The 19,437-nt window shown below is 69.1% G+C and carries 15 protein-coding genes and 1 rRNA gene; 11 read left to right on the top strand and 5 right to left on the bottom strand.

The window, feature by feature from the left end:
• Positions 1-61 precede the first annotated feature (61 nt).
• Positions 62-637, top strand: a complete 576-nt coding sequence (locus HUV60_RS08145; protein WP_257848045.1) for a hypothetical protein — start codon at positions 62-64, stop codon at positions 635-637.
• Between the two features lie 141 nt (positions 638-778).
• Positions 779-1,732, top strand: a complete 954-nt coding sequence (locus HUV60_RS08140) for a bifunctional riboflavin kinase/FAD synthetase (protein WP_257848046.1) — start codon at positions 779-781, stop codon at positions 1,730-1,732.
• Positions 1,733-1,977: 245 nt separating this feature from the next.
• On the opposite strand, the gene HUV60_RS08135 is transcribed toward HUV60_RS08140, so the two are convergent.
• From HUV60_RS08135 to HUV60_RS08125, 3 genes are all read right to left on the bottom strand, one after another.
• Positions 1,978-2,607 (bottom strand): TetR/AcrR family transcriptional regulator, encoded by a 630-nt coding sequence (locus HUV60_RS08135; RefSeq protein WP_257848047.1) that lies wholly within the window; start codon positions 2,605-2,607, stop codon positions 1,978-1,980.
• A 104-nt stretch (positions 2,608-2,711) separates the two neighbouring features.
• Entirely contained in the window at positions 2,712-5,909 is a 3,198-nt protein-coding gene (locus HUV60_RS08130) for an SCO5717 family growth-regulating ATPase (protein ID WP_257848048.1), read from the bottom strand.
• A 388-nt stretch (positions 5,910-6,297) separates the two neighbouring features.
• Positions 6,298-6,615, bottom strand: a complete 318-nt coding sequence (locus HUV60_RS08125; RefSeq protein WP_257848049.1) for a DUF397 domain-containing protein — start codon at positions 6,613-6,615, stop codon at positions 6,298-6,300.
• Positions 6,616-6,892: 277 nt separating this feature from the next.
• Between HUV60_RS08125 and rpsO the strand changes: the two genes are divergently transcribed.
• From rpsO to HUV60_RS08100, 5 genes are all read left to right on the top strand, one after another.
• Positions 6,893-7,180 (top strand): 30S ribosomal protein S15, encoded by a 288-nt coding sequence (gene rpsO / locus HUV60_RS08120; RefSeq protein ID WP_042168273.1) that lies wholly within the window; start codon positions 6,893-6,895, stop codon positions 7,178-7,180.
• Between the two features lie 385 nt (positions 7,181-7,565).
• The gene (locus HUV60_RS08115) at positions 7,566-9,779 is read left to right on the top strand and encodes a polyribonucleotide nucleotidyltransferase (protein WP_257848050.1); all 2,214 of its coding nucleotides are present in this window, start codon (positions 7,566-7,568) and stop codon (positions 9,777-9,779) included.
• Positions 9,776-11,155: a M16 family metallopeptidase gene (locus HUV60_RS08110; protein ID WP_257848051.1), complete on the top strand. Its 1,380-nt coding sequence runs from the start codon at positions 9,776-9,778 to the stop codon at positions 11,153-11,155. The genes HUV60_RS08115 and HUV60_RS08110 overlap by 4 nt, the downstream gene beginning before the upstream one ends.
• Positions 11,156-11,208: 53 nt before the next feature.
• Positions 11,209-11,961: a 4-hydroxy-tetrahydrodipicolinate reductase gene (gene dapB, locus HUV60_RS08105; protein ID WP_257848052.1), complete on the top strand. Its 753-nt coding sequence runs from the start codon at positions 11,209-11,211 to the stop codon at positions 11,959-11,961.
• Between the two features lie 15 nt (positions 11,962-11,976).
• Complete coding sequence (locus HUV60_RS08100) at positions 11,977-12,420, top strand: hypothetical protein (RefSeq protein WP_257848053.1); 444 nt, start codon at positions 11,977-11,979, stop codon at positions 12,418-12,420.
• 45 nt (positions 12,421-12,465) lie between these two features.
• Here the strand turns inward: HUV60_RS08100 and HUV60_RS08095 are convergent, their stop codons facing one another.
• Both HUV60_RS08095 and HUV60_RS08090 read right to left on the bottom strand, forming a co-directional pair.
• Positions 12,466-13,020 (bottom strand): hypothetical protein, encoded by a 555-nt coding sequence (locus tag HUV60_RS08095; RefSeq protein WP_257848054.1) that lies wholly within the window; start codon positions 13,018-13,020, stop codon positions 12,466-12,468.
• A 133-nt stretch (positions 13,021-13,153) separates the two neighbouring features.
• Positions 13,154-13,393: a hypothetical protein gene (locus tag HUV60_RS08090; RefSeq protein WP_257848055.1), complete on the bottom strand. Its 240-nt coding sequence runs from the start codon at positions 13,391-13,393 to the stop codon at positions 13,154-13,156.
• A 178-nt stretch (positions 13,394-13,571) separates the two neighbouring features.
• On the opposite strand from HUV60_RS08090, the gene thyX reads away from it, so the two are divergent.
• From thyX to HUV60_RS08070, 4 genes are all read left to right on the top strand, one after another.
• A complete protein-coding gene (gene thyX / locus HUV60_RS08085) occupies positions 13,572-14,324 on the top strand; it encodes an FAD-dependent thymidylate synthase (RefSeq protein WP_443047238.1) in 753 nt (250 codons plus the stop codon).
• Between the two features lie 218 nt (positions 14,325-14,542).
• On the top strand, positions 14,543-15,442 hold the full coding sequence (gene dapA / locus HUV60_RS08080; protein ID WP_257848057.1) for a 4-hydroxy-tetrahydrodipicolinate synthase: 900 nt from the start codon (positions 14,543-14,545) through the stop codon (positions 15,440-15,442).
• Between the two features lie 155 nt (positions 15,443-15,597).
• Positions 15,598-17,283: a ribonuclease J gene (locus tag HUV60_RS08075; RefSeq protein ID WP_257848058.1), complete on the top strand. Its 1,686-nt coding sequence runs from the start codon at positions 15,598-15,600 to the stop codon at positions 17,281-17,283.
• 511 nt (positions 17,284-17,794) lie between these two features.
• Positions 17,795-19,322 (top strand): 16S ribosomal RNA (locus tag HUV60_RS08070).
• Positions 19,323-19,437 lie beyond the last annotated feature (115 nt).

Here is a 19,437-nt window from a genome sequence, read left to right as displayed (position 1 = left end):
CGAGGCTGACGCCGAGGCTGACGCCCAGGCTGACGCCCAGGCCGAGGCCGACACGCCCGGCTTGGCCCTCCGCGTCGCCGCGCTGGTGAGCGCGGCGGAGGAGCGGCGGCCGGATCCCGTGGGACAGCCGGCCGCGTACGCGGACCGGCGCCTGGACCAGGAGCAGGCCGACCGCGACGTACTCCTGCCCCTGCTCACCGGTCTGCTGGACGCCGGCCCGCAGCCGCTGCGGGCCGCTCTCGTCGGCGCCCCGCCGAGCCCGGCACCCCCGGCCTCGCGCCCCCTGCGCCGTGCGCTGCTGGACCCGCTCCTCACCCGTGACGACGATCCCGACGCACTGGCCGCGGTGCGGGCCGCCGCCCGCCACACCGACGGCCCCCACCATGCCGGCGGCCCGCGCCACACCGGCGACCCCGCGCGCGAGCTCGTCCACCACACCGGCCTGCTCCTCGTCCGCACCCCCGGCGGCGCCGCCCGCTTCGACCACGTCCTGGCCGACCTGGGGCGGCGCGTCCCGGGCTTCGCCGCCGCCCTGGCCCACTGGCTGGCGGACGAACCCCAGGAATGGGAGGACGTGGTCGGCCCCGGCACCCGGCTGGTGATCGAGACCCGGACGGGAGTGGGCGTCCCCGCCTGAGCCGTGACGGGGAGTGCACAGCGTCACAGTGCCGGAGCGCCGATACCGATGCGAGCCGACTGCGGTCGGCATGGCACCCTTAGACCTGCGCAGGAGAGGTCCGCGGACTCGGCCCGACGAGGTTTCGACAAGGAGCAGGCAGTGCAGCGCTGGCGTGGCTTGGAGGACATCCCCCAGGACTGGGGGCGCAGCGTCGTCACCATCGGTTCCTACGACGGAGTCCACCGGGGGCACCAGCTGATCATCAGGCACGCCGTGGACCGCGCCCGCGAGCTCGGCGTCCCCGCGGTCGTCGTGACCTTCGACCCGCACCCCAGCGAGGTCGTCCGCCCCGGCAGCCACCCGCCGTTGATCGCCCCGCACCACCGCCGCGCCGAACTCATGGCCGGACTGGGAGTGGACGCGGTCCTGATCCTCCCCTTCACCATGGAGTTCTCGAAGCTGTCGCCGGCTGAGTTCGTGGGGAAGGTCCTGGTCGACAAGCTGCACGCCAAGGCGGTCGTCGAGGGCCCCAACTTCCGCTTCGGCCACCGGGCCGCGGGCACCGTGGACTTCCTCGCCGAACGGGGCAAGGTCTACGACTTCGACGTGGAAGTCGTAGACCTGTACGTCAGCGGTGAGGCGGGCGGCGGTGAGCCGTTCTCCTCCACGCTCACCCGCCGCCTGATCGCAGAGGGCGAGGTCGAGGGCGCCGCCGAGATCCTGGGCCGTCCGCACCGGGTGGAGGGCGTGGTCGTCAGCGGCGCCCGGCGCGGCCGTGAACTCGGCTTTCCCACGGCCAACGTCGAGACGCTCCCGCACACCGCGATCCCGGCCGACGGCGTCTACGCGGGCTGGCTGCACGCCCAGGGCGAGGCCATGCCGGCGGCGATCTCCGTCGGCACCAACCCCCAGTTCGACGGCACCGAGCGCACGGTCGAGGCTTACGCCATCGACCGCGTCGGCCTGGACCTCTACGGCCTCCACGTCGCCGTCGACTTCCTCGCCTTCGTCCGCGGCCAGGCGAAGTTCGACTCGCTCGAGGCGCTGATGGAACAGATGGCCGCGGACGTCAGGCGCTGCAAGGAACTGGTGGCAGCGGCCGAGAGGCCGTAGGCAGGCGCGTCAGAGGACGAGGAGCGTTTTGGTGGCCGCCCGCGCCTTCGCCCATGGCCTGTAAGGCTCTGCTGCCCGGCCCAGCCGGCTAGGCAGGGCACCCCTTCCGGGCACCGGGGCTCACCCGCCACCCACGTCGGCCGCCAGGACAGGAGCGCCGACACCCGCGGCCTGTTCCGGTGACGCCGGGCGCGCCGGTTGTCAGTCCTCGTCATCCTTGATGACGCCGGGGGCCCGGTGGCGGGTCATCGAGCGGTGAGGACGTGTGCCCACGGCTCATCGGTGTCGGCCAGATCCAGCACGGCGACCACGTTGTCGAGCATTCCGGCGCCGAACCAGCGTCGCACGCCGTCGTCGTCGCCCAGCAGTTCCCGGACGGTGTCGACCTGCTTGGCATAGCACCGGCGCACGGCCTGTGCCACGAGCGGCTCGCCGACGGCACAGTTCGCGTGCAGGAGGAAACGCAGGATGTTCCGGTCCGCGACGAGCGCGGCATAGGCGCTGCGTGCGGCATCCACCGCCGCCTCGGGCGCCAACCCCGCCCCACCCGACGCCGGTGCGTGCGCGACCAGTGTTTCGGTCATGACGACGGACAGGTGGTCGACCGCCGCCGCGAACAGTGCCTCCTTGTTCGGGTACAGGCGGTAGAGATACGGCTGAGGGTGCCGACAGTGAACGAGGCCGGCACCACGAGCATCGTCGCGCAGAGGCTGGATGTCCTTGACCAGAGGTTCGCCTTTCGGTCGCCCCGGTCCCGTCAGCCAGCGGGCATCCGGCCGCCGGCAGAGACCCGCCGGGTTCGGGCCCGAGTAGTAATGGACCAGGAAACCCGTGTTGCTGTCAGATGAAGTTGGGTCAGAACGGCCTGCGGTCACCCGGAAGAGGTAACAGGTCCAGGTCCAGACACTCTCAGCGGCGCCAGCGCGCTACGGACGAACGCGGAACTCGGGGACTATGGCTCACCCGACATACGCGGCGGTTACTCCTGTGGAGGCGGCGCTTGCGGAGGCGGAGTCTGCCCGCCGCCGGGCTGACCGTACCGACCGGGTAGGCCGTGCTGATCCGTCCCGTCCGGCTGCGGGTAGCCGTAACCGGACGGCTGGGGGTACGGCCGGCCCGGAGCGGCCTGCGGATACCCCTGGCCGGGCTGTGCCGGAGGCTGACCGGGACCCGGCTGCGGGTGGGGCTGTCCCGGGGGCGGGGCGTACGGCTGGCCGGGCTGCGGCTGCCGGGGGTGCTGCGGCGACTGGTGGGGGTGTGGGGCCTGCTGGCCGGCATAGGGCTGACCCGGGGCGTACTGGCCCGGCAGCGGCGGGGCGGCGACCGGCGGCGGGTTGCCGTCGGAGGTCCACAGGCCGTGCGCCTGCTGGTGTCGAACGAAGTCCTCGGCCACCATCGACGCGAGGTGGAAGTACGACTCCCGCACCTTCGGCCGCATCATGTCCAGGTCGACCTCCGCACCGGCGGCCAGATGTTCGTCGAACGGTACGACGACCACGCCGCGGCACCGCGTCCGGAAGTGCGAGACGATGTCGTCGACCTTGATCATCTTGCCGGTCTCGCGCACCCCTGAGATGACCGTGAGCGACCGCGACACGAGATCCGCGTACCCATGGGCCGACAGCCAGTCCAGCGTCGTACTGGCGCTGCTCGCACCGTCCACGGACGGCGTCGAGATGATGATGAGCTGATCGGCCAGGTCCAGCACCCCGCGCATGGCGCTGTAGAGCAGGCCCGTACCCGAGTCCGTGAGGATGATCGGGTACTGCTTGCCCAGGACGTCGATCGCCCGCCGGTAGTCCTCGTCGTTGAACGTCGTCGAGACGGCGGGGTCCACGTCGTTGGCGATGATCTCCAGACCGGAGGGCGCCTGCGAGGTGAACCGCCGGATGTCCATGTACGAGTGGAGGTGCGGGATCGCCTGCACCAGGTCACGGATGGTGGCCCCGGTCTCCCGCCGCACCCGGCGGCCGAGCGTACCGGCGTCGGGGTTGGCGTCGATCGCGAGGATCTTGTCCTGCCGCTCACTGGCGAGAGTGGCCCCGAGCGCGGTCGTCGTGGTCGTCTTGCCGACGCCGCCCTTGAGACTGATCACGGCGATCCGGTAGCAGGACAGCACCGGAGTACGGATCAGTTCCAGCTTCCGCTGCCGCTCGGCCTCCTCCTTCTTGCCGCCCAGCTTGAACCGGGACCCACCCGCCGTGGAACGGCTGCTCTTCGCCTTCTGCTTGCGGCTGTTGAGGAGCCGGTCCGACGAGAGCTCCACAGCCGCGGTGTAACCGAGCGGTGCGGCACCGGGGTTGGTCGGTTGCCGCTGGTCGTGCTGGATGGGCTGCGGCCAGGCGGCCCCGGTACGCGGATCGACGGGCGACGGCTGCGGCGGCTGGCCGGCCTGCGGGGCATGGGGCTGCTGGAGGGGGAACCCCTGCTGGGCGGCATGTGGTTGCTGGGGCCGGGCCTGCGGGGGTACGAGCGGCTGCGGGTGTTCCTGCGGTGCCGGTGGCCGCTGTGGGAAGCCGGCACCGCCCGGCTGGGCCGGAGGAACCGGGGAGACAGGAGTGGTGCCGGCGGGCGGGAAGCCGTAACCAGGGAGGGGAGCGCCCGACTGGGGGAAGCCGTATCCGGCCGGCGGAGCGGCCTGTTGCACCGGCGGCTGGAACGGCGGCTGCTGCGACTGTTGCGTGGACGGGGCGGGTGCCTGGTGCGGGGGCGGCGGTCCGTCCGGCGTGTTCCATGCGGCCGGCGGAGCGGCCTGTTGCACCGGCGGCTGGAACGGCGGCTGCTGCGACTGTTGCGTGGACGGGGCGGGTGCCTGGTGCGGGGGCGGCGGTCCGTCCGGCGTGTTCCATGCGGCGGGCGAGGGCTGCGCCGCCGGCGGCTGGAACGGCTGCTGCTGGGCAGGCACGCCCGCGCCCGCGTCCGCCGGCTGCGCCGGTGCCGGGACGACCGGTGCCGGGGGCGCTGCGGGAACCTGCGGTGACTGCTGCGGTTGTGCCGGCCACTGGCTCGCCGGCGCCGGTGCGGCGGGATACGGGGGAGGAGGAACGACCGGCGGTGCCGGGGGAGTCCAGACCTCCGAGGCCGAGGTGCCGGACGCGGCAGGTCCGGAGTCCTCGGGCTCGCCGAGGGCGCCGGACGCGGAACGTGCCGGTTGGTCCACCGGCTCGTCGTCCCCCGGCTTCGTGTCCTCGGGCTCGGCAACCGCCGGAACGGTCGTCGTGGACACCATGCCCCCGGGCCCGGGGACGGGCGCGTCCGCCTCGGCCGTGGTCTCCGTCTCGGGCTTCTCGGACTTCGCCTCCGACCTGCGCTCGTCGAAGTCGTCGCCCGCGTCGCCGTCAGCGACCTCCGCGGACGGCTCGGCGACGTCGGTGTCGTCGTCCTCGACGTCGTCCTTGGGTTCGCCCGTGCCTCCGGTGCGCTCGCCGTTGGTGGGCAGCTCCTGGTCGTCGGCGGGCTCCCGCCACGTGTCCGGTTTCGCGTCCGCCTGGGACCCGGCGGGCCCGACGGCGGCTTCGGCACCGGCCTCCGCCTCCGCCTCCGCTTCACGGTCCTGGATCTCCTGCTTCAGTGCGGCGGCGGAGAAGCGGACGGTGGCACCGCTCGCGAGGCCACCGCTGTCGGAGTCCCGGTCGAACCCGCCGACCGGAGGATCCGGCACAGCCGCAGGCGAAACGGAGCCCGGTTCCGGCATGGGTGTCGACGACGGCCCCGGCGTCGGCTCGAACCCGCTGTCCACCGGAAGCCGCGGTACGGCACCCGGCCTCCCGGACGGCGGAGCAGGCGGCGTGAAAGGCGCTCCCGGCGCGGGAGCCGACGGGGTGAAAGGAGCACCCGGAGCGGGAACGGGCGGAGTGAAAGGCGCTCCCGGTGCCGGAGCCGGAGGAAGGGACGAAGGCCCCGAAGCGCCGACCGCGTGCGGCGGCGGAGTCAGCCCGGGCAACGGCGAAACAGGCCTGGCGGAAAAAGAGGAAGAGGACGAGGCATCGGTCCCCGGCCCGGTCTGTCCCGGCCTCGAATCCGACTCCGAACTTCCCGCAGCGTTCTGCGTGTACCAGGCCGGCGGCGCGTAGTCGATGGTGAACTCGCCCGTCGCCTCGACGGAGGACTCCGCATCGGGCTGGTCATCGCCGGGTGTTGCCCAGCCCCCGCGGATCCCGTCCCGATCGCTGCCCACAGTTCCTCCTGGTCTGGTCGAGCACCCTTGTGCCGTCGTGCTGTGCCGGGGGCGACCACCTGCAGTGGTCCGAAATGGCCCTGCACGAGGACGACATCGTCCGAACCGGCCTCCCCCGGGCCTGGGACGCCGGTACCCGGTTCGCGGGTTCCGGCGTCGCGTCGGGTACCAGCCTAATCACCGGTAGCCCCACCCCGTCAGCCCTGCCCACCCTCAGCCAGTGCCACCCACAACACCCGTCACTGTCAAGGGGCATACACATTCACTGCACAAACGAAAGAAACCGCCCATGGAAGAAGAACCATGGGCGGTCGCCTCATCGAGCCCGGTCCGGAGCGCCGGACCGGGCCGAACTGCTCGGGCCGCTCGGGCCGCTCGGAGCCTTGGACTACTCGGCGGACTCGGCCACCGTCCCCCCGGTGCCCGCCCCGTCGGCCCCCGGCGTCGGCTCCAGGTCGAACTCGCCGTCCCGTGCGCCGAGCACGAACGCGTGCCACTCCGCCTCCGTGTACCGCAGCACCGTGTCCGGGTCGAGGGACGACCGCATGGCCACCGCGCCGTCGGGCAGATAGGCGATCTCGACCCGCTCCTCGTGTTCCTCGGTACCCGGCGCGCTGTGCCACTCGACGCCGGAGATGTCGAGGGCGTAGAGCTCGTCCTTCTCCCGCTCCTTGCGCGCCTTGATCTCCTCAGTCGTCTCCGCCATGTCGCAGCGACCCCTTCCTGACACATGACTGGTCCGGTGGACTGGTACGAGCGCTCACATTAGTGGCACCCCGCGTCCCACCTGGGCGGTTCCGCGGACCGTGGTAAAGGGGTCCACCGCCGGCTGGTACCCTGGTTGACGGCCGTATGCGTACGCACCCTCGGAGCCCTGCTCCGGAGGCCGCGCCCTGCGGATCCCGCCTTCCGAGTCATGGAAGATCCCCCGAGGCGAAGACCGGGGGCGCTCGGTGGCCAGTCACAGACCATGAGGAGTACGCGTGTCGCTCGACGCCGCTACGAAGAACCAGATCATCGCCGACTTCCGCACCAAGGAAGGTGACACCGGCTCCCCCGAGGTCCAGGTCGCTCTCCTGTCCCGTCGGATCTCCGACCTGACGGAGCACCTCAAGACCCACAAGCACGACCACCACTCCCGTCGTGGTCTGCTCATCCTGGTCGGTCAGCGCCGCCGGCTGCTGCAGTACCTCGCCAAGAAGGACATCCAGCGCTTCCGTGCACTGGTCGACCGCCTGGGCATCCGCCGTGGTGCGGCGGGCGCCAAGTAAGACGCCGTGACGGGAGCGGTTCCCCTGAGGAAAGGGGACCGCTCCCTTTGCTGTACGTGCCTGTACGTGCCTGTACGTGCGGAGTGTCACCACGTCTTTGTAGTGTGGTAGCGCAACACGGAAACAAGACACCGACTCGCTGCGACGACCGGTACCGCACCAGGTCGCGGCCGTCACCGGCACCACCCCGACGTCCCCCGGACGTCCCGACGTACGAGGGAAGCGCACCTCGCCGCCGCCGGTCCTCGGTAGTGGCCCCCGGGCGAATGAACCCGGGAGCTTCGATCGAAGACCGGCCCGCACCAGACGGCGCGCTTCTCCACCCCGTCCCCCCGCCACACGGGCGAGGCGGGACAAAAGACGACAAGTAACGGAGAACCCACTGGTGGAGAACGAGACCCACTACGCCGAAGCCGTCATCGACAACGGCTCCTTCGGTACCCGCACCATCCGCTTCGAGACGGGCCGCCTCGCCCGGCAGGCCGCCGGTTCCGCCGTGGCCTACCTGGACGACGACACCATGGTGCTGTCGGCCACCTCGGCCTCGAAGAACCCCAAGGACCAGCTCGACTTCTTTCCCCTCACGGTGGACGTCGAGGAGCGGATGTACGCGGCCGGCAAGATCCCCGGCTCCTTCTTCCGCCGGGAGGGCCGGCCCTCCGAGGACGCGATCCTCACCTGCCGCCTCATCGACCGCCCGCTGCGCCCGTCCTTCAAGAAGGGCCTGCGCAACGAGATCCAGGTCGTCGCCACGATCATGGCGCTCAACCCCGACCACCTGTACGACGTCGTGGCGATCAACGCCGCCTCCGCGTCCACACAGCTGGCCGGTCTGCCCTTCTCCGGCCCGATCGGCGGCGTCCGCGTCGCGCTGATCAGTGGCCAGTGGGTCGCGTTCCCGACCCACACCGAGCTCGAGGACGCCGTCTTCGACATGGTCGTCGCGGGCCGCGTCCTGGAGGACGGCGACGTCGCGATCATGATGGTCGAGGCCGAGGCCACCGACCAGACCGTCAAGCTCGTCGAGGGCGGTGCCGAGGCCCCCACGGAGGAGGTCGTCGCCGCCGGCCTCGAGGCTGCGAAGCCCTTCATCAAGGTCCTCTGCAAGGCCCAGGCCGACCTCGCCGCGAAGGCCGCCAAGCCGACCGGCGATTTCCCGGTCTTCCTGGACTACCAGGACGACATCATGGAGGCGCTGACCGGCGCCGTCCGCCCCGAGCTCTCCCAGGCGCTCACCATCGTCGGCAAGCAGGAGCGCGAGGCCGAGCTCGACCGCGTCAAGCAGCTCGCCGCCGAGAAGCTCCTGCCGGAGTTCGAGGGCCGCGAGAAGGAGATCTCCGCCGCGTACCGCGCGCTGACCAAGTCCCTGGTCCGTGAGCGTGTCATCAAGGAGAAGAAGCGCATCGACGGCCGCGGTGTCACCGACATCCGCACCCTGGCCGCCGAGGTCGAGGCCATCCCGCGGGTGCACGGCTCCGCGCTGTTCGAGCGTGGCGAGACCCAGATCCTGGGCGTCACCACCCTCAACATGCTCCGCATGGAGCAGCAGCTGGACACCCTCTCCCCGGTGACCCGCAAGCGCTACATGCACAACTACAACTTCCCGCCGTACTCCGTCGGCGAGACCGGCCGGGTGGGCTCCCCCAAGCGCCGTGAGATCGGCCACGGTGCTCTCGCCGAGCGCGCCATCGTGCCGGTGCTCCCGACCCGCGAGGAGTTCCCCTACGCGATCCGTCAGGTGTCCGAGGCCCTCGGCTCCAACGGCTCGACGTCCATGGGCTCGGTCTGCGCCTCCACCATGTCGCTGCTGAACGCCGGTGTGCCGCTCAAGGCACCCGTCGCCGGTATCGCCATGGGCCTGATCTCCCAGGAGACCAACGGCGAGACGCACTACGTCGCCCTCACTGACATCCTCGGTGCGGAGGACGCCTTCGGCGACATGGACTTCAAGGTCGCCGGTACCAAGGAGTTCGTGACCGCCCTCCAGCTCGACACCAAGCTGGACGGCATCCCCGCCTCCGTCCTGGCCGCCGCCCTCAAGCAGGCCCGTGACGCCCGCCTCCACATCCTCGACGTGATGATGGAAGCGATCGACACCCCGGACGAGATGTCCCCGAACGCGCCGCGGATCATCACCGTGAAGATCCCCGTCGACAAGATCGGTGAGGTCATCGGCCCCAAGGGCAAGATGATCAACCAGATCCAGGAGGACACCGGCGCCGACATCACGATCGAGGACGACGGCACCATCTACATCGGTGCCGCCCAGGGCTCGCAGGCCGAGGCCGCCCGCGCCACGATCAACAGCATCGCCAACCCGACCATGCCGGAGGTCGGCGAGCGCTACCTGGGGACCGTCGTGAAGACGACCACCTTCGGTGCGTTCGTCTCCCTGATGCCCGGCAAGGACGGGCTGCTGCACATCTCGCAGATCCGCAAGCTCGCCGGGGGCAAGCGCGTGGAGAACGTCGAGGACGTGCTCGGAGTGGGCGCCAAGGTCCAGGTCGAGATCGCCGAGATCGACTCCCGCGGCAAGCTCTCCCTCATCCCCGTGATCGAGGGCGAGGACGACGACAAGAAGGCCGACACCGACCAGTGACGTCCCACGGCTCCAAGGCGACGGCCCGCACCTCCCCAAAGGCGCGGGCCGTCGCCCGTACCCAAACCCTCATCCAGGGTGAGAACGGCATCGGCACCGTCCGCAGGACCACCCTCCCCGGGGGCCTGCGCGTGGTCACCGAGACCCTGCCCTCGGTCCGCTCGGCGACCTTCGGTATCTGGGCGCACGTCGGCTCCCGCGACGAGACGCCCGCGCTGAACGGCGCCACCCACTATCTGGAGCACCTGCTCTTCAAGGGCACGCACCGCAGGTCCGCACTGGACATCTCCGCCGCCATCGACGCCGTCGGCGGCGAGATGAACGCGTTCACGGCCAAGGAGTACACGTGCTACTACGCGCGCGTGCTCGACACGGACCTGCCGCTCGCCATCGACGTGGTCTGCGACATGCTGACCGGCTCCCGCATCCTCGAGGAGGACGTCGACGTCGAGCGCGGCGCGATCCTCGAAGAGATCGCGATGACCGAGGACGACCCGGGCGACGGTGTCCACGACCTGTTCGCGCACACCATGTTCGGCGACAATCCGCTGGGCCGTCCCGTCCTCGGCACGGTCGACACGGTCAACGCCCTCACCGCCGACCGCATCCGCCGCTTCTACAAGAAGCACTACGACCCGACCCACCTCGTAGTCGCCTGTGCCGGCAACATCGACCACGACGACGTCGTACGCCAGGTCCAGGCCGCCTTCGAGGCGGCCGGCGCCCTCAAGGACCCGGACGCCCAGCCGATCGCCCCGCGCGGCGGACGACGCACCCTGCGCACCGCGGGCCGCGTCGAGGTGGTCGACCGGAGGACCGAGCAGGCGCACATCCTCCTCGGGATGCCCGGCCTGTCCCGCACCGACGAGCGCCGGTGGGCCCTCGGCGTGCTCAACACCGCCCTCGGCGGCGGCATGTCCTCCCGCCTGTTCCAGGAGGTACGGGAGAAGCGCGGCCTGGCCTACAGCGTCTACTCGTACACCTCCGGCTTCGCCGACTGCGGCCTCTTCGGCGTCTACGCCGGATGCAGGCCGTCCCAGGTGCACGACGTGCTGAAGATCTGCCGCGACGAACTCGACCAGGTCGCCGGGCACGGCCTGCCCGAGAACGAGCTGCGGCGCGCCATCGGCCAACTCCAGGGCTCCACCGTCCTCGGCCTGGAGGACACCGGAGCGCTGATGAACCGTATCGGCAAGAGCGAACTGTGCTGGGGCGAGCAGATGTCGGTCGACGACATGCTGGCCCGGATAACCTCGGTCACCATGGACGATGTCCGCGCGGTCGCCCGCGACGTCCTGGGACAGCGGCCCTCACTGTCGGTCATCGGCCCGCTCAAGGACAAGCAGGCGGCCCGGCTGCACGACACGGTCGCCTGACCGGCCGGCCCGGATCCCACGGTTTCGACCTCTCCGGTAAGGAAGCAAGGAAGATGAGCAAGCTGCGTGTGGCGGTCCTCGGCGCCAAGGGCCGCATCGGCTCGGAGGCGGTACGGGCCATCAAGGCCGCCGACGACATGGAACTGGTGGCCGCGCTCGGCCGGGGCGACCGGCTGGAGGCCCTCGCCGAGACCGGCGCCCAGGTCGCCGTCGAACTCACCACCCCCGCCTCGGTCATGGGGAACCTCGACTTCTGCGTACGCCACGGCATCCACGCGGTCGTCGGTACCACCGGCTGGACCGACGACCGCCTCGCACAACTGACGGGCCTGCTCGACCAGTCGCCGGAGACGGGCGTGCTCATCGCGCCGAACTTCTCCATCGGTGCCGTGCTGACCATGAAGTTCGCGCAGATCGCCGCCCCGTACTTCGAGTCCGTCGAGGTCGTTGAACTGCACCACCCCAACAAGGTGGACGCCCCCAGCGGCACCGCCACCCGCACCGCCCAGCTCATCGCCGAGGCCCGCCGCAAGGCCGGCAGCGCCCCCGCCCCGGACGCCACGGTCACCGCCCTGGACGGCGCCCGCGGCGCCGACGTGGACGGCGTCCCGGTGCACGCCGTTCGGCTGCGCGGCCTGCTGGCCCACCAGGAGGTCCTGCTCGGCGCCGAGGGCGAGACCCTCACCGTCCGCCACGACTCCCTGCACCACAGCAGCTTCATGCCGGGCATCCTGCTCGGCGCCCGCCGCGTGGTGACCAATCCCGGCCTGACCTTCGGCCTGGAACACTTCCTCGACCTGAACTGAGCCCGAGCCGAATCCATGCGCGCGAAGATCTCCTACGCCGTCACGGCAGCCGTCCTGGTCGTCTACTTCGTCCTGGTCGGCAGCCGCGGTGTGCTCCTCATCCAGGCCGGAACACCCCTCACCATCGTTTTCGGGGTGGCGGTGCTCATCCTGCCGGTCATCGGCGTGTGGTTCCTGTGGAAGAACACCGAGTTCGTCCGCAACGCCCACCGGCTCGCCGCCGAGCTCGACGCCCAGGGCGGACTGCCCGTGGACGAGCTCAAACGCCTGCCCAGCGGCCGTGTCGACCGCGACTCGGCCGACGAGGTCTTCGCCCGGCGCAAGGCCGAGACGGAGGACGCCCCCGACGACTGGCGCAGCTGGTTCCGGCTCGCCGTCGCCTACCACGACGCCCGGGACACCCCGCGTGCCCGCAAGGCGATGCAACGCGCGATCGCCCTGCGCAGGACGGCCTCCTGACGCAGGGCGACCCGGTTCGTCGGGTGCGCGACGGTTCGGTCCCGCTCAGTCCCGCCGGTACTCGTCGGCCCAGACCTCCACCGAGTCGGCCGCCCGGTCGAAGGCCGCCTCGCGTCCCAGGAAGTCGGCGTTGTGCGAGGTCAGCAGCGGTGGCTGGGGCTCTGCCGACCGCCCCCGCCGGACGAGCAGCAGCGCCTGTCCCTGCACTGTCCGCGGTAGCCCCAGCCAGCGCACCGGCTGCTGCACCGTGCGCACCGCGACGACCTGGTCCCACGGCGTCGTACGGGTGGTGAGCGGACCCACCTGCCGCAGCCCGCGGGCGCTCACCCACGTGCCCATGCGCAGCAACCGCAGGGCGGCGGCGACGGCGACCAGTGCGACCCCGAAGACCACGCCGGCCGACGACAGCGATGCCGTGGCCGCGATGATCACCGCCGAGAACAGCACGAACGAGGCGAGCAGCAGCAGTATCGCCGCCGCGCCGACCCGCCACGGACCCGGCCGGTACGGGCGCCGCCAGCGGTCACGGTCGTCGTACGGCAGCGCGACATCGTCAGCCGTCTCGAAGGCGCGGTCGGCCGTCAGGAAGGGCAGGGGCACGGCTGGGTCCTCACTCGATCCATGCGTGGGCAGTGCCCGGTGAGGCTACCGATCTGTGGTACCCCTCACCACCCTGGGGGTCCGGTTGGAGCCGCTCCGCCCTCCGCGCGGTTCGACGCCCGTCCGTGTCCGGTCAGTGTTTGTCGGACGCCTCTGACTGCTCGGTCCCCGTGGCCGACTGGTCCGTGGACAAGGCGGGCATCCCGATCACGAGGGAACCCACCAGCCCGGCGACGATGCAGACCCCCAGCAGCCAGCGCCCCGCCAGCTCACCGGCGGAAGCCCGCTCGCGAGGCGGAGGTGTGACATTGCTGCGGAACCTGTCGGTATGGGCAAGGAAGGCGAACGGCACGGATTCCCGTCGACCGAACATCAGTGGTGCCTCTCCTCTCGAACCTCGAACGAATCACTCTCACCGACACAAACGAGCGACACCGGCAGAAGGTGCCCAGACGGGGAGGATCCGTCCCGCACGACCCTTCTCCCGTTGTGACGGGTGCCCCGTAGAGTGGTCGCCGAACTGCAGCCGTGATGTGACCGGAAGGACCCTCTTGACCTTCGCCGACGATCCCCAGCCGTCAACGCCCGATGGCGTCACCTTGCAGAGTGACGTCACTGTCGAACTGGTGAAGTCCAGTGCCTCGGACTCGGACGTCCTGTTCGCCGCCCGTGTATCGACCCTGGGCGAGCAGTCCATCGGAGAACTGGAGAAGGACCCGGAGCGGTCCAAGGGCCTGATCAACTACCTGATGCGGGACCGGCACGGCAGCCCGTTCGAGCACAACTCCCTGACGTTCCTCGTCAGCGCCCCGATCTTCGTGTTCCGCGAGTTCATGCGCCACCGGGTCGGCTGGTCCTACAACGAGGAGTCCGGGCGCTACCGCGAGCTGCAGCCCGTCTTCTACGTCCCCGACGCGTCGCGCAAGCTCGTCCAGGAGGGGCGTCCGGGCAAGTACGTCTTCGTCGAGGGCACCGAGGCCCAGCACGAGACGGTCCAGGACGTGCTCGGCGACACCTACCGCCAGACCTATGACGCCTACCAGAAGCTGCTGGCCGAGGGCGTCGCCCGCGAAGTGGCCCGGGCGGTGCTCCCGGTGGGCCTGTACTCCTCGATGTACGCCACGTGCAACGCACGCTCGCTGATGCACTTCCTCGGCCTGCGCACCCAGCACGAACTGGCGAAGGTCCCGTCCTTCCCGCAGCGGGAGATCGAGATGGTCGGCGAGAGGATGGAGGCCGAATGGGCCCGGCTCATGCCGCTCACCCACGCCGCCTTCAACGCCAACGGGCGCGTGGCCCCGTAGTCTCCGCTACGGGGCCTGAACCCCGGTCGGGCACACATGTACGATCGACCCTCCGAGGTGTCCGAATTGCGGTATTTCCAGTAGTTCATCTAGCCTGATCAAACGGGCCCGGCACTGCCTGAACCCCCGAGCAGGCAGTGCCGGGCTCTCCCTTTGTTCCTGCTTGTCGCCTCCCCCGAGGGCAGACCCCGCCCCGAGCAGCGAGTAGCGTGTAACCCATGGCTCCGACCTCCACTTTGCAGACCCCCTTCGGGAGGGTCCTCACCGCCATGGTCACGCCTTTCACGGCGGACGGCGCACTCGACCTCGATGGCGCCCAGCGGCTCGCCACCCACCTGGTGGACGCAGGCAACGACGGCCTGATCATCAACGGCACCACCGGCGAGTCCCCCACCACCAGCAACGCGGAGAAAGCGGACCTCGTACGAGCGGTCCTGGAGGCGGTCGGAGACCGCGCGCACGTGGTGGCCGGGGTCGGCACCAACGACACCCGCCACAGCATCGAACTGGCCCGCACCGCGGAGCGCACCGGCGCACACGGCCTGCTGCTCGTCACCCCGTACTACAACAAGCCTCCGCAGGAAGGCCTGTACCAGCACTTCACGGCCATCGCCGATACCACCGGGCTGCCGGTCATGCTCTACGACATCCCCGGCCGCAGCGGTGTCCCGATCAACACGGAGACGCTCGTCCGTCTGGCCGAGCACCCGCGGATCGTCGCCAACAAGGACGCCAAGGGCGACCTCGGTCGCGCCAGCTGGGCCATCGCCCGCTCGCGCCTCGCCTGGTACTCCGGTGACGACATGCTGAACCTGCCGCTGCTCTCCGTGGGCGCCGTCGGCTTCGTCTCGGTCGTCGGCCACCTCGTCACGCCCGAGCTGCGTGCCCTGGTCGAGGCGTACACCTCGGGGGACGTCCAGAAGGCCACCGAGATCCACCAGAAGCTGCTTCCCGTCTACACGGGCATGTTCCGTACCCAGGGCGTGATGACCACCAAGGCAGCGCTCACCCTGCAGGGCCTGCCCGCCGGCCCCCTGCGTGCCCCCATGGCCGCGTGCACGCCGGAAGAGATCGAGCAGCTCAAGATCGATCTTGCCGCCGGCGGGGTACAGCTCTGACAACAGACTTCGCGCGACCGCTCGCGCAACCTGACTCCACAACTGAATAAGCGGCGGGCCACCGGTGCCCGCGCACCACCACAACTGCTTCTGCACGAACGTCACACGCGCCACGTGCCCCACCGGGACGTGGCGTGCGTGGTGAGGAGAGTCTTTTGAGTCATCCGCATCCTGAACTCGGCCCGCCGCCGCCGCTCCCCGCGAACGGCCTGCGCGTCACCCCACTCGGCGGTCTCGGTGAAATCGGCCGCAACATGACGGTCTTCGAGTACGGAGGCCGCCTGCTCGTCGTCGACTGCGGTGTGCTCTTCCCCGAGGAGGAGCAGCCCGGGATCGACCTGATCCTTCCGGACTTCTCGTCCATCCGGAACCGCCTCGACGACATCGAGGGCATCGTCCTCACGCATGGCCACGAGGACCATATCGGCGGCGTTCCCTTCCTGCTCCGCGAGAAGCCGGACATCCCGCTGATCGGCTCCAAGCTGACCCTCGCCCTCATCGAGGCGAAGCTCCAGGAGCACCGCATCCGTCCGTACACCCTGGAGGTGACGGAGGGGCACCGCGAGCGCATCGGACCGTTCGACTGCGAGTTCGTCGCGGTCAACCACTCGATCCCCGACGCTCTCGCCGTGGCCATCCGTACGCCCGCGGGCACGGTGGTCCACACCGGCGACTTCAAAATGGACCAGCTCCCGCTGGACAACCGCCTCACCGATCTCCACGCGTTCGCCCGGCTCAGTGAGGAAGGCATCGATCTCCTCCTGTCCGACTCGACCAACGCCGAGGTCCCGGGCTTCGTCCCGCCCGAACGCGACATCTCCCACGCCCTGCGCCAGGTGTTCGCCGGAGCCCGCAAGCGGATCATCGTGGCGAGCTTCGCCAGTCACGTCCACCGCATCCAGCAGATCCTGGACGCGGCACACGAATACGGCCGCCGGGTCGCCTTCGTCGGCCGCTCCATGGTCCGCAACATGGGCATCGCCCGCGATCTCGGCTATCTCAAGGTTCCACCGGGCCTGGTCGTCGACGTGAAGACACTGGACGACCTGCCGGACAGCGAAGTGGTCCTGGTGTGCACGGGCTCACAGGGCGAACCCATGGCCGCCCTGTCCCGGATGGCCAACCGTGACCACCAGATCCGCATCGTCCAGGGTGACACGGTGATCCTCGCGTCGTCGCTCATCCCCGGCAACGAGAACGCGGTCTACCGCGTCATCAACGGCCTGACCCGCTGGGGCGCCAACGTCGTCCACAAGGGCAATGCCAAGGTGCACGTCTCGGGCCACGCCTCCGCCGGCGAACTGCTGTACTTCTACAACATCTGCCGTCCGCGGAACCTGATGCCGGTACACGGCGAATGGCGCCACCTCCGGGCCAACGCCGAGCTGGGCGCCCTGACCGGTGTCCCGCACGACCGCATCGTCATCGCCGAGGACGGAGTCGTCGTCGACCTGATCGACGGCAGGGCGAAGATCGCCGGCAAGGTCCAGGCCGGGTACGTCTACGTCGACGGCCTCTCCGTCGGTGATGTCCGCGAGCCGGCCCTGAAGGACCGCAAGATCCTCGGTGACGAGGGCATCATCTCGGTCTTCGTGGTGCTCGACTCGTCCACCGGAAAGATCACCGGTGGGCCGCACATCCAGGCGCGCGGCTCCGGGATCGAGGACTCCGCCTTCAGTGCCGTGCTGCCGAAGATCACGGAGGTCCTGGAGCGATCCGCCCAGGACGGCGTCGTCGAACCGCACCAGATGCAGCAGCTCGTTCGCCGCACGCTGGGCAAGTGGGTCTCCGACACCTACCGGCGCCGGCCGATGATCCTGCCTGTGGTCGTGGAGGTCTGACGACCCGTAGGGCAGTCCGTACACCGGAACTGGGGGCAGGGCGCCTCGATTTGCATCGGGGCGCCCCGCTCCAGTACGTTTACAGCTCTCCCCGACCGGGAACCCGATCGCTTCGAGCATCGGATCCATTCCCCGGAGGGGCGGGAAGTCCGACCCGGAATCTCTGATAAAGTCGGATCCGCCGGAAAGGGGAACGCGAAAGCGGGAGCCTGGAAAGCGAAAGGCCCGAGGAAATCGGATCGGAAAGATCTGGTAGAGTCGGGGACGCAGGACCGAAGGGAAGCGCCCGGAGGAAAGCCCGAGAGGGTGAGTACGAAGGAAGCGTCCGTTCCTTGAGAACTCAACAGCGTGCCAAAAATCAACGCCAGATATGTTGATACCCCGTCCTCGGCCGTTCGGCCGGGACGAGGTTCCTTTGAAGAAAACACAGCGAGGACGCTGTGAACGGTCGGGCCTGTTCCGCTCGACTGTTCCGCTCTCGTGATGTGTCCTTCCCGGTTACGGGAGAGCATTCACGGAGAGTTTGATCCTGGCTCAGGACGAACGCTGGCGGCGTGCTTAACACATGCAAGTCGAACGATGAACCACTTCGGTGGGGATTAGTGGCGAACGGGTGAGTAACACGTGGGCAATCTGCCCTTCACTCTGGGACAAGCCCTGGAAACGGGGTCTAATACCGGATAACACTTCCACTCGCATGGGTGGGGGTTAAAAGCTCCGGCGGTGAGGGATGAGCCCGCGGCCTATCAGCTTGTTGGTGAGGTAATGGCTCACCAAGGCGACGACGGGTAGCCGGCCTGAGAGGGCGACCGGCCACACTGGGACTGAGACACGGCCCAGACTCCTACGGGAGGCAGCAGTGGGGAATATTGCACAATGGGCGAAAGCCTGATGCAGCGACGCCGCGTGAGGGATGACGGCCTTCGGGTTGTAAACCTCTTTCAGCAGGGAAGAAGCGAAAGTGACGGTACCTGCAGAAGAAGCGCCGGCTAACTACGTGCCAGCAGCCGCGGTAATACGTAGGGCGCGAGCGTTGTCCGGAATTATTGGGCGTAAAGAGCTCGTAGGCGGCTTGTCGCGTCGATTGTGAAAGCCCGGGGCTTAACCCCGGGTCTGCAGTCGATACGGGCAGGCTAGAGTGTGGTAGGGGAGATCGGAATTCCTGGTGTAGCGGTGAAATGCGCAGATATCAGGAGGAACACCGGTGGCGAAGGCGGATCTCTGGGCCATTACTGACGCTGAGGAGCGAAAGCGTGGGGAGCGAACAGGATTAGATACCCTGGTAGTCCACGCCGTAAACGGTGGGAACTAGGTGTTGGCGACATTCCACGTCGTCGGTGCCGCAGCTAACGCATTAAGTTCCCCGCCTGGGGAGTACGGCCGCAAGGCTAAAACTCAAAGGAATTGACGGGGGCCCGCACAAGCAGCGGAGCATGTGGCTTAATTCGACGCAACGCGAAGAACCTTACCAAGGCTTGACATACACCGGAAAGCATTAGAGATAGTGCCCCCCTTGTGGTCGGTGTACAGGTGGTGCATGGCTGTCGTCAGCTCGTGTCGTGAGATGTTGGGTTAAGTCCCGCAACGAGCGCAACCCTTGTTCTGTGTTGCCAGCATGCCCTTCGGGGTGATGGGGACTCACAGGAGACCGCCGGGGTCAACTCGGAGGAAGGTGGGGACGACGTCAAGTCATCATGCCCCTTATGTCTTGGGCTGCACACGTGCTACAATGGCCGGTACAATGAGCTGCGATGCCGTGAGGTGGAGCGAATCTCAAAAAGCCGGTCTCAGTTCGGATTGGGGTCTGCAACTCGACCCCATGAAGTCGGAGTTGCTAGTAATCGCAGATCAGCATTGCTGCGGTGAATACGTTCCCGGGCCTTGTACACACCGCCCGTCACGTCACGAAAGTCGGTAACACCCGAAGCCGGTGGCCCAACCCCCTTGTGGGGAGGGAGCTGTCGAAGGTGGGACTGGCGATTGGGACGAAGTCGTAACAAGGTAGCCGTACCGGAAGGTGCGGCTGGATCACCTCCTTTCTAAGGAGCACTTCCAGGCTGCCGGGCTTGCCCGGTGGTCCAGGGGCCAGTACACCGGCGCGTGTCCGGTGCTGGTTGCTCATGGGTGGAACGTTGATTAGTCGGCCGGGTTTTC

Source organism: Streptomyces sp. KMM 9044, assembly GCF_024701375.2.
Taxonomy (GTDB): Bacteria; Actinomycetota; Actinomycetes; order Streptomycetales; family Streptomycetaceae; genus Streptomyces.
This window is presented reverse-complemented; position numbering and strand designations above follow the sequence as displayed.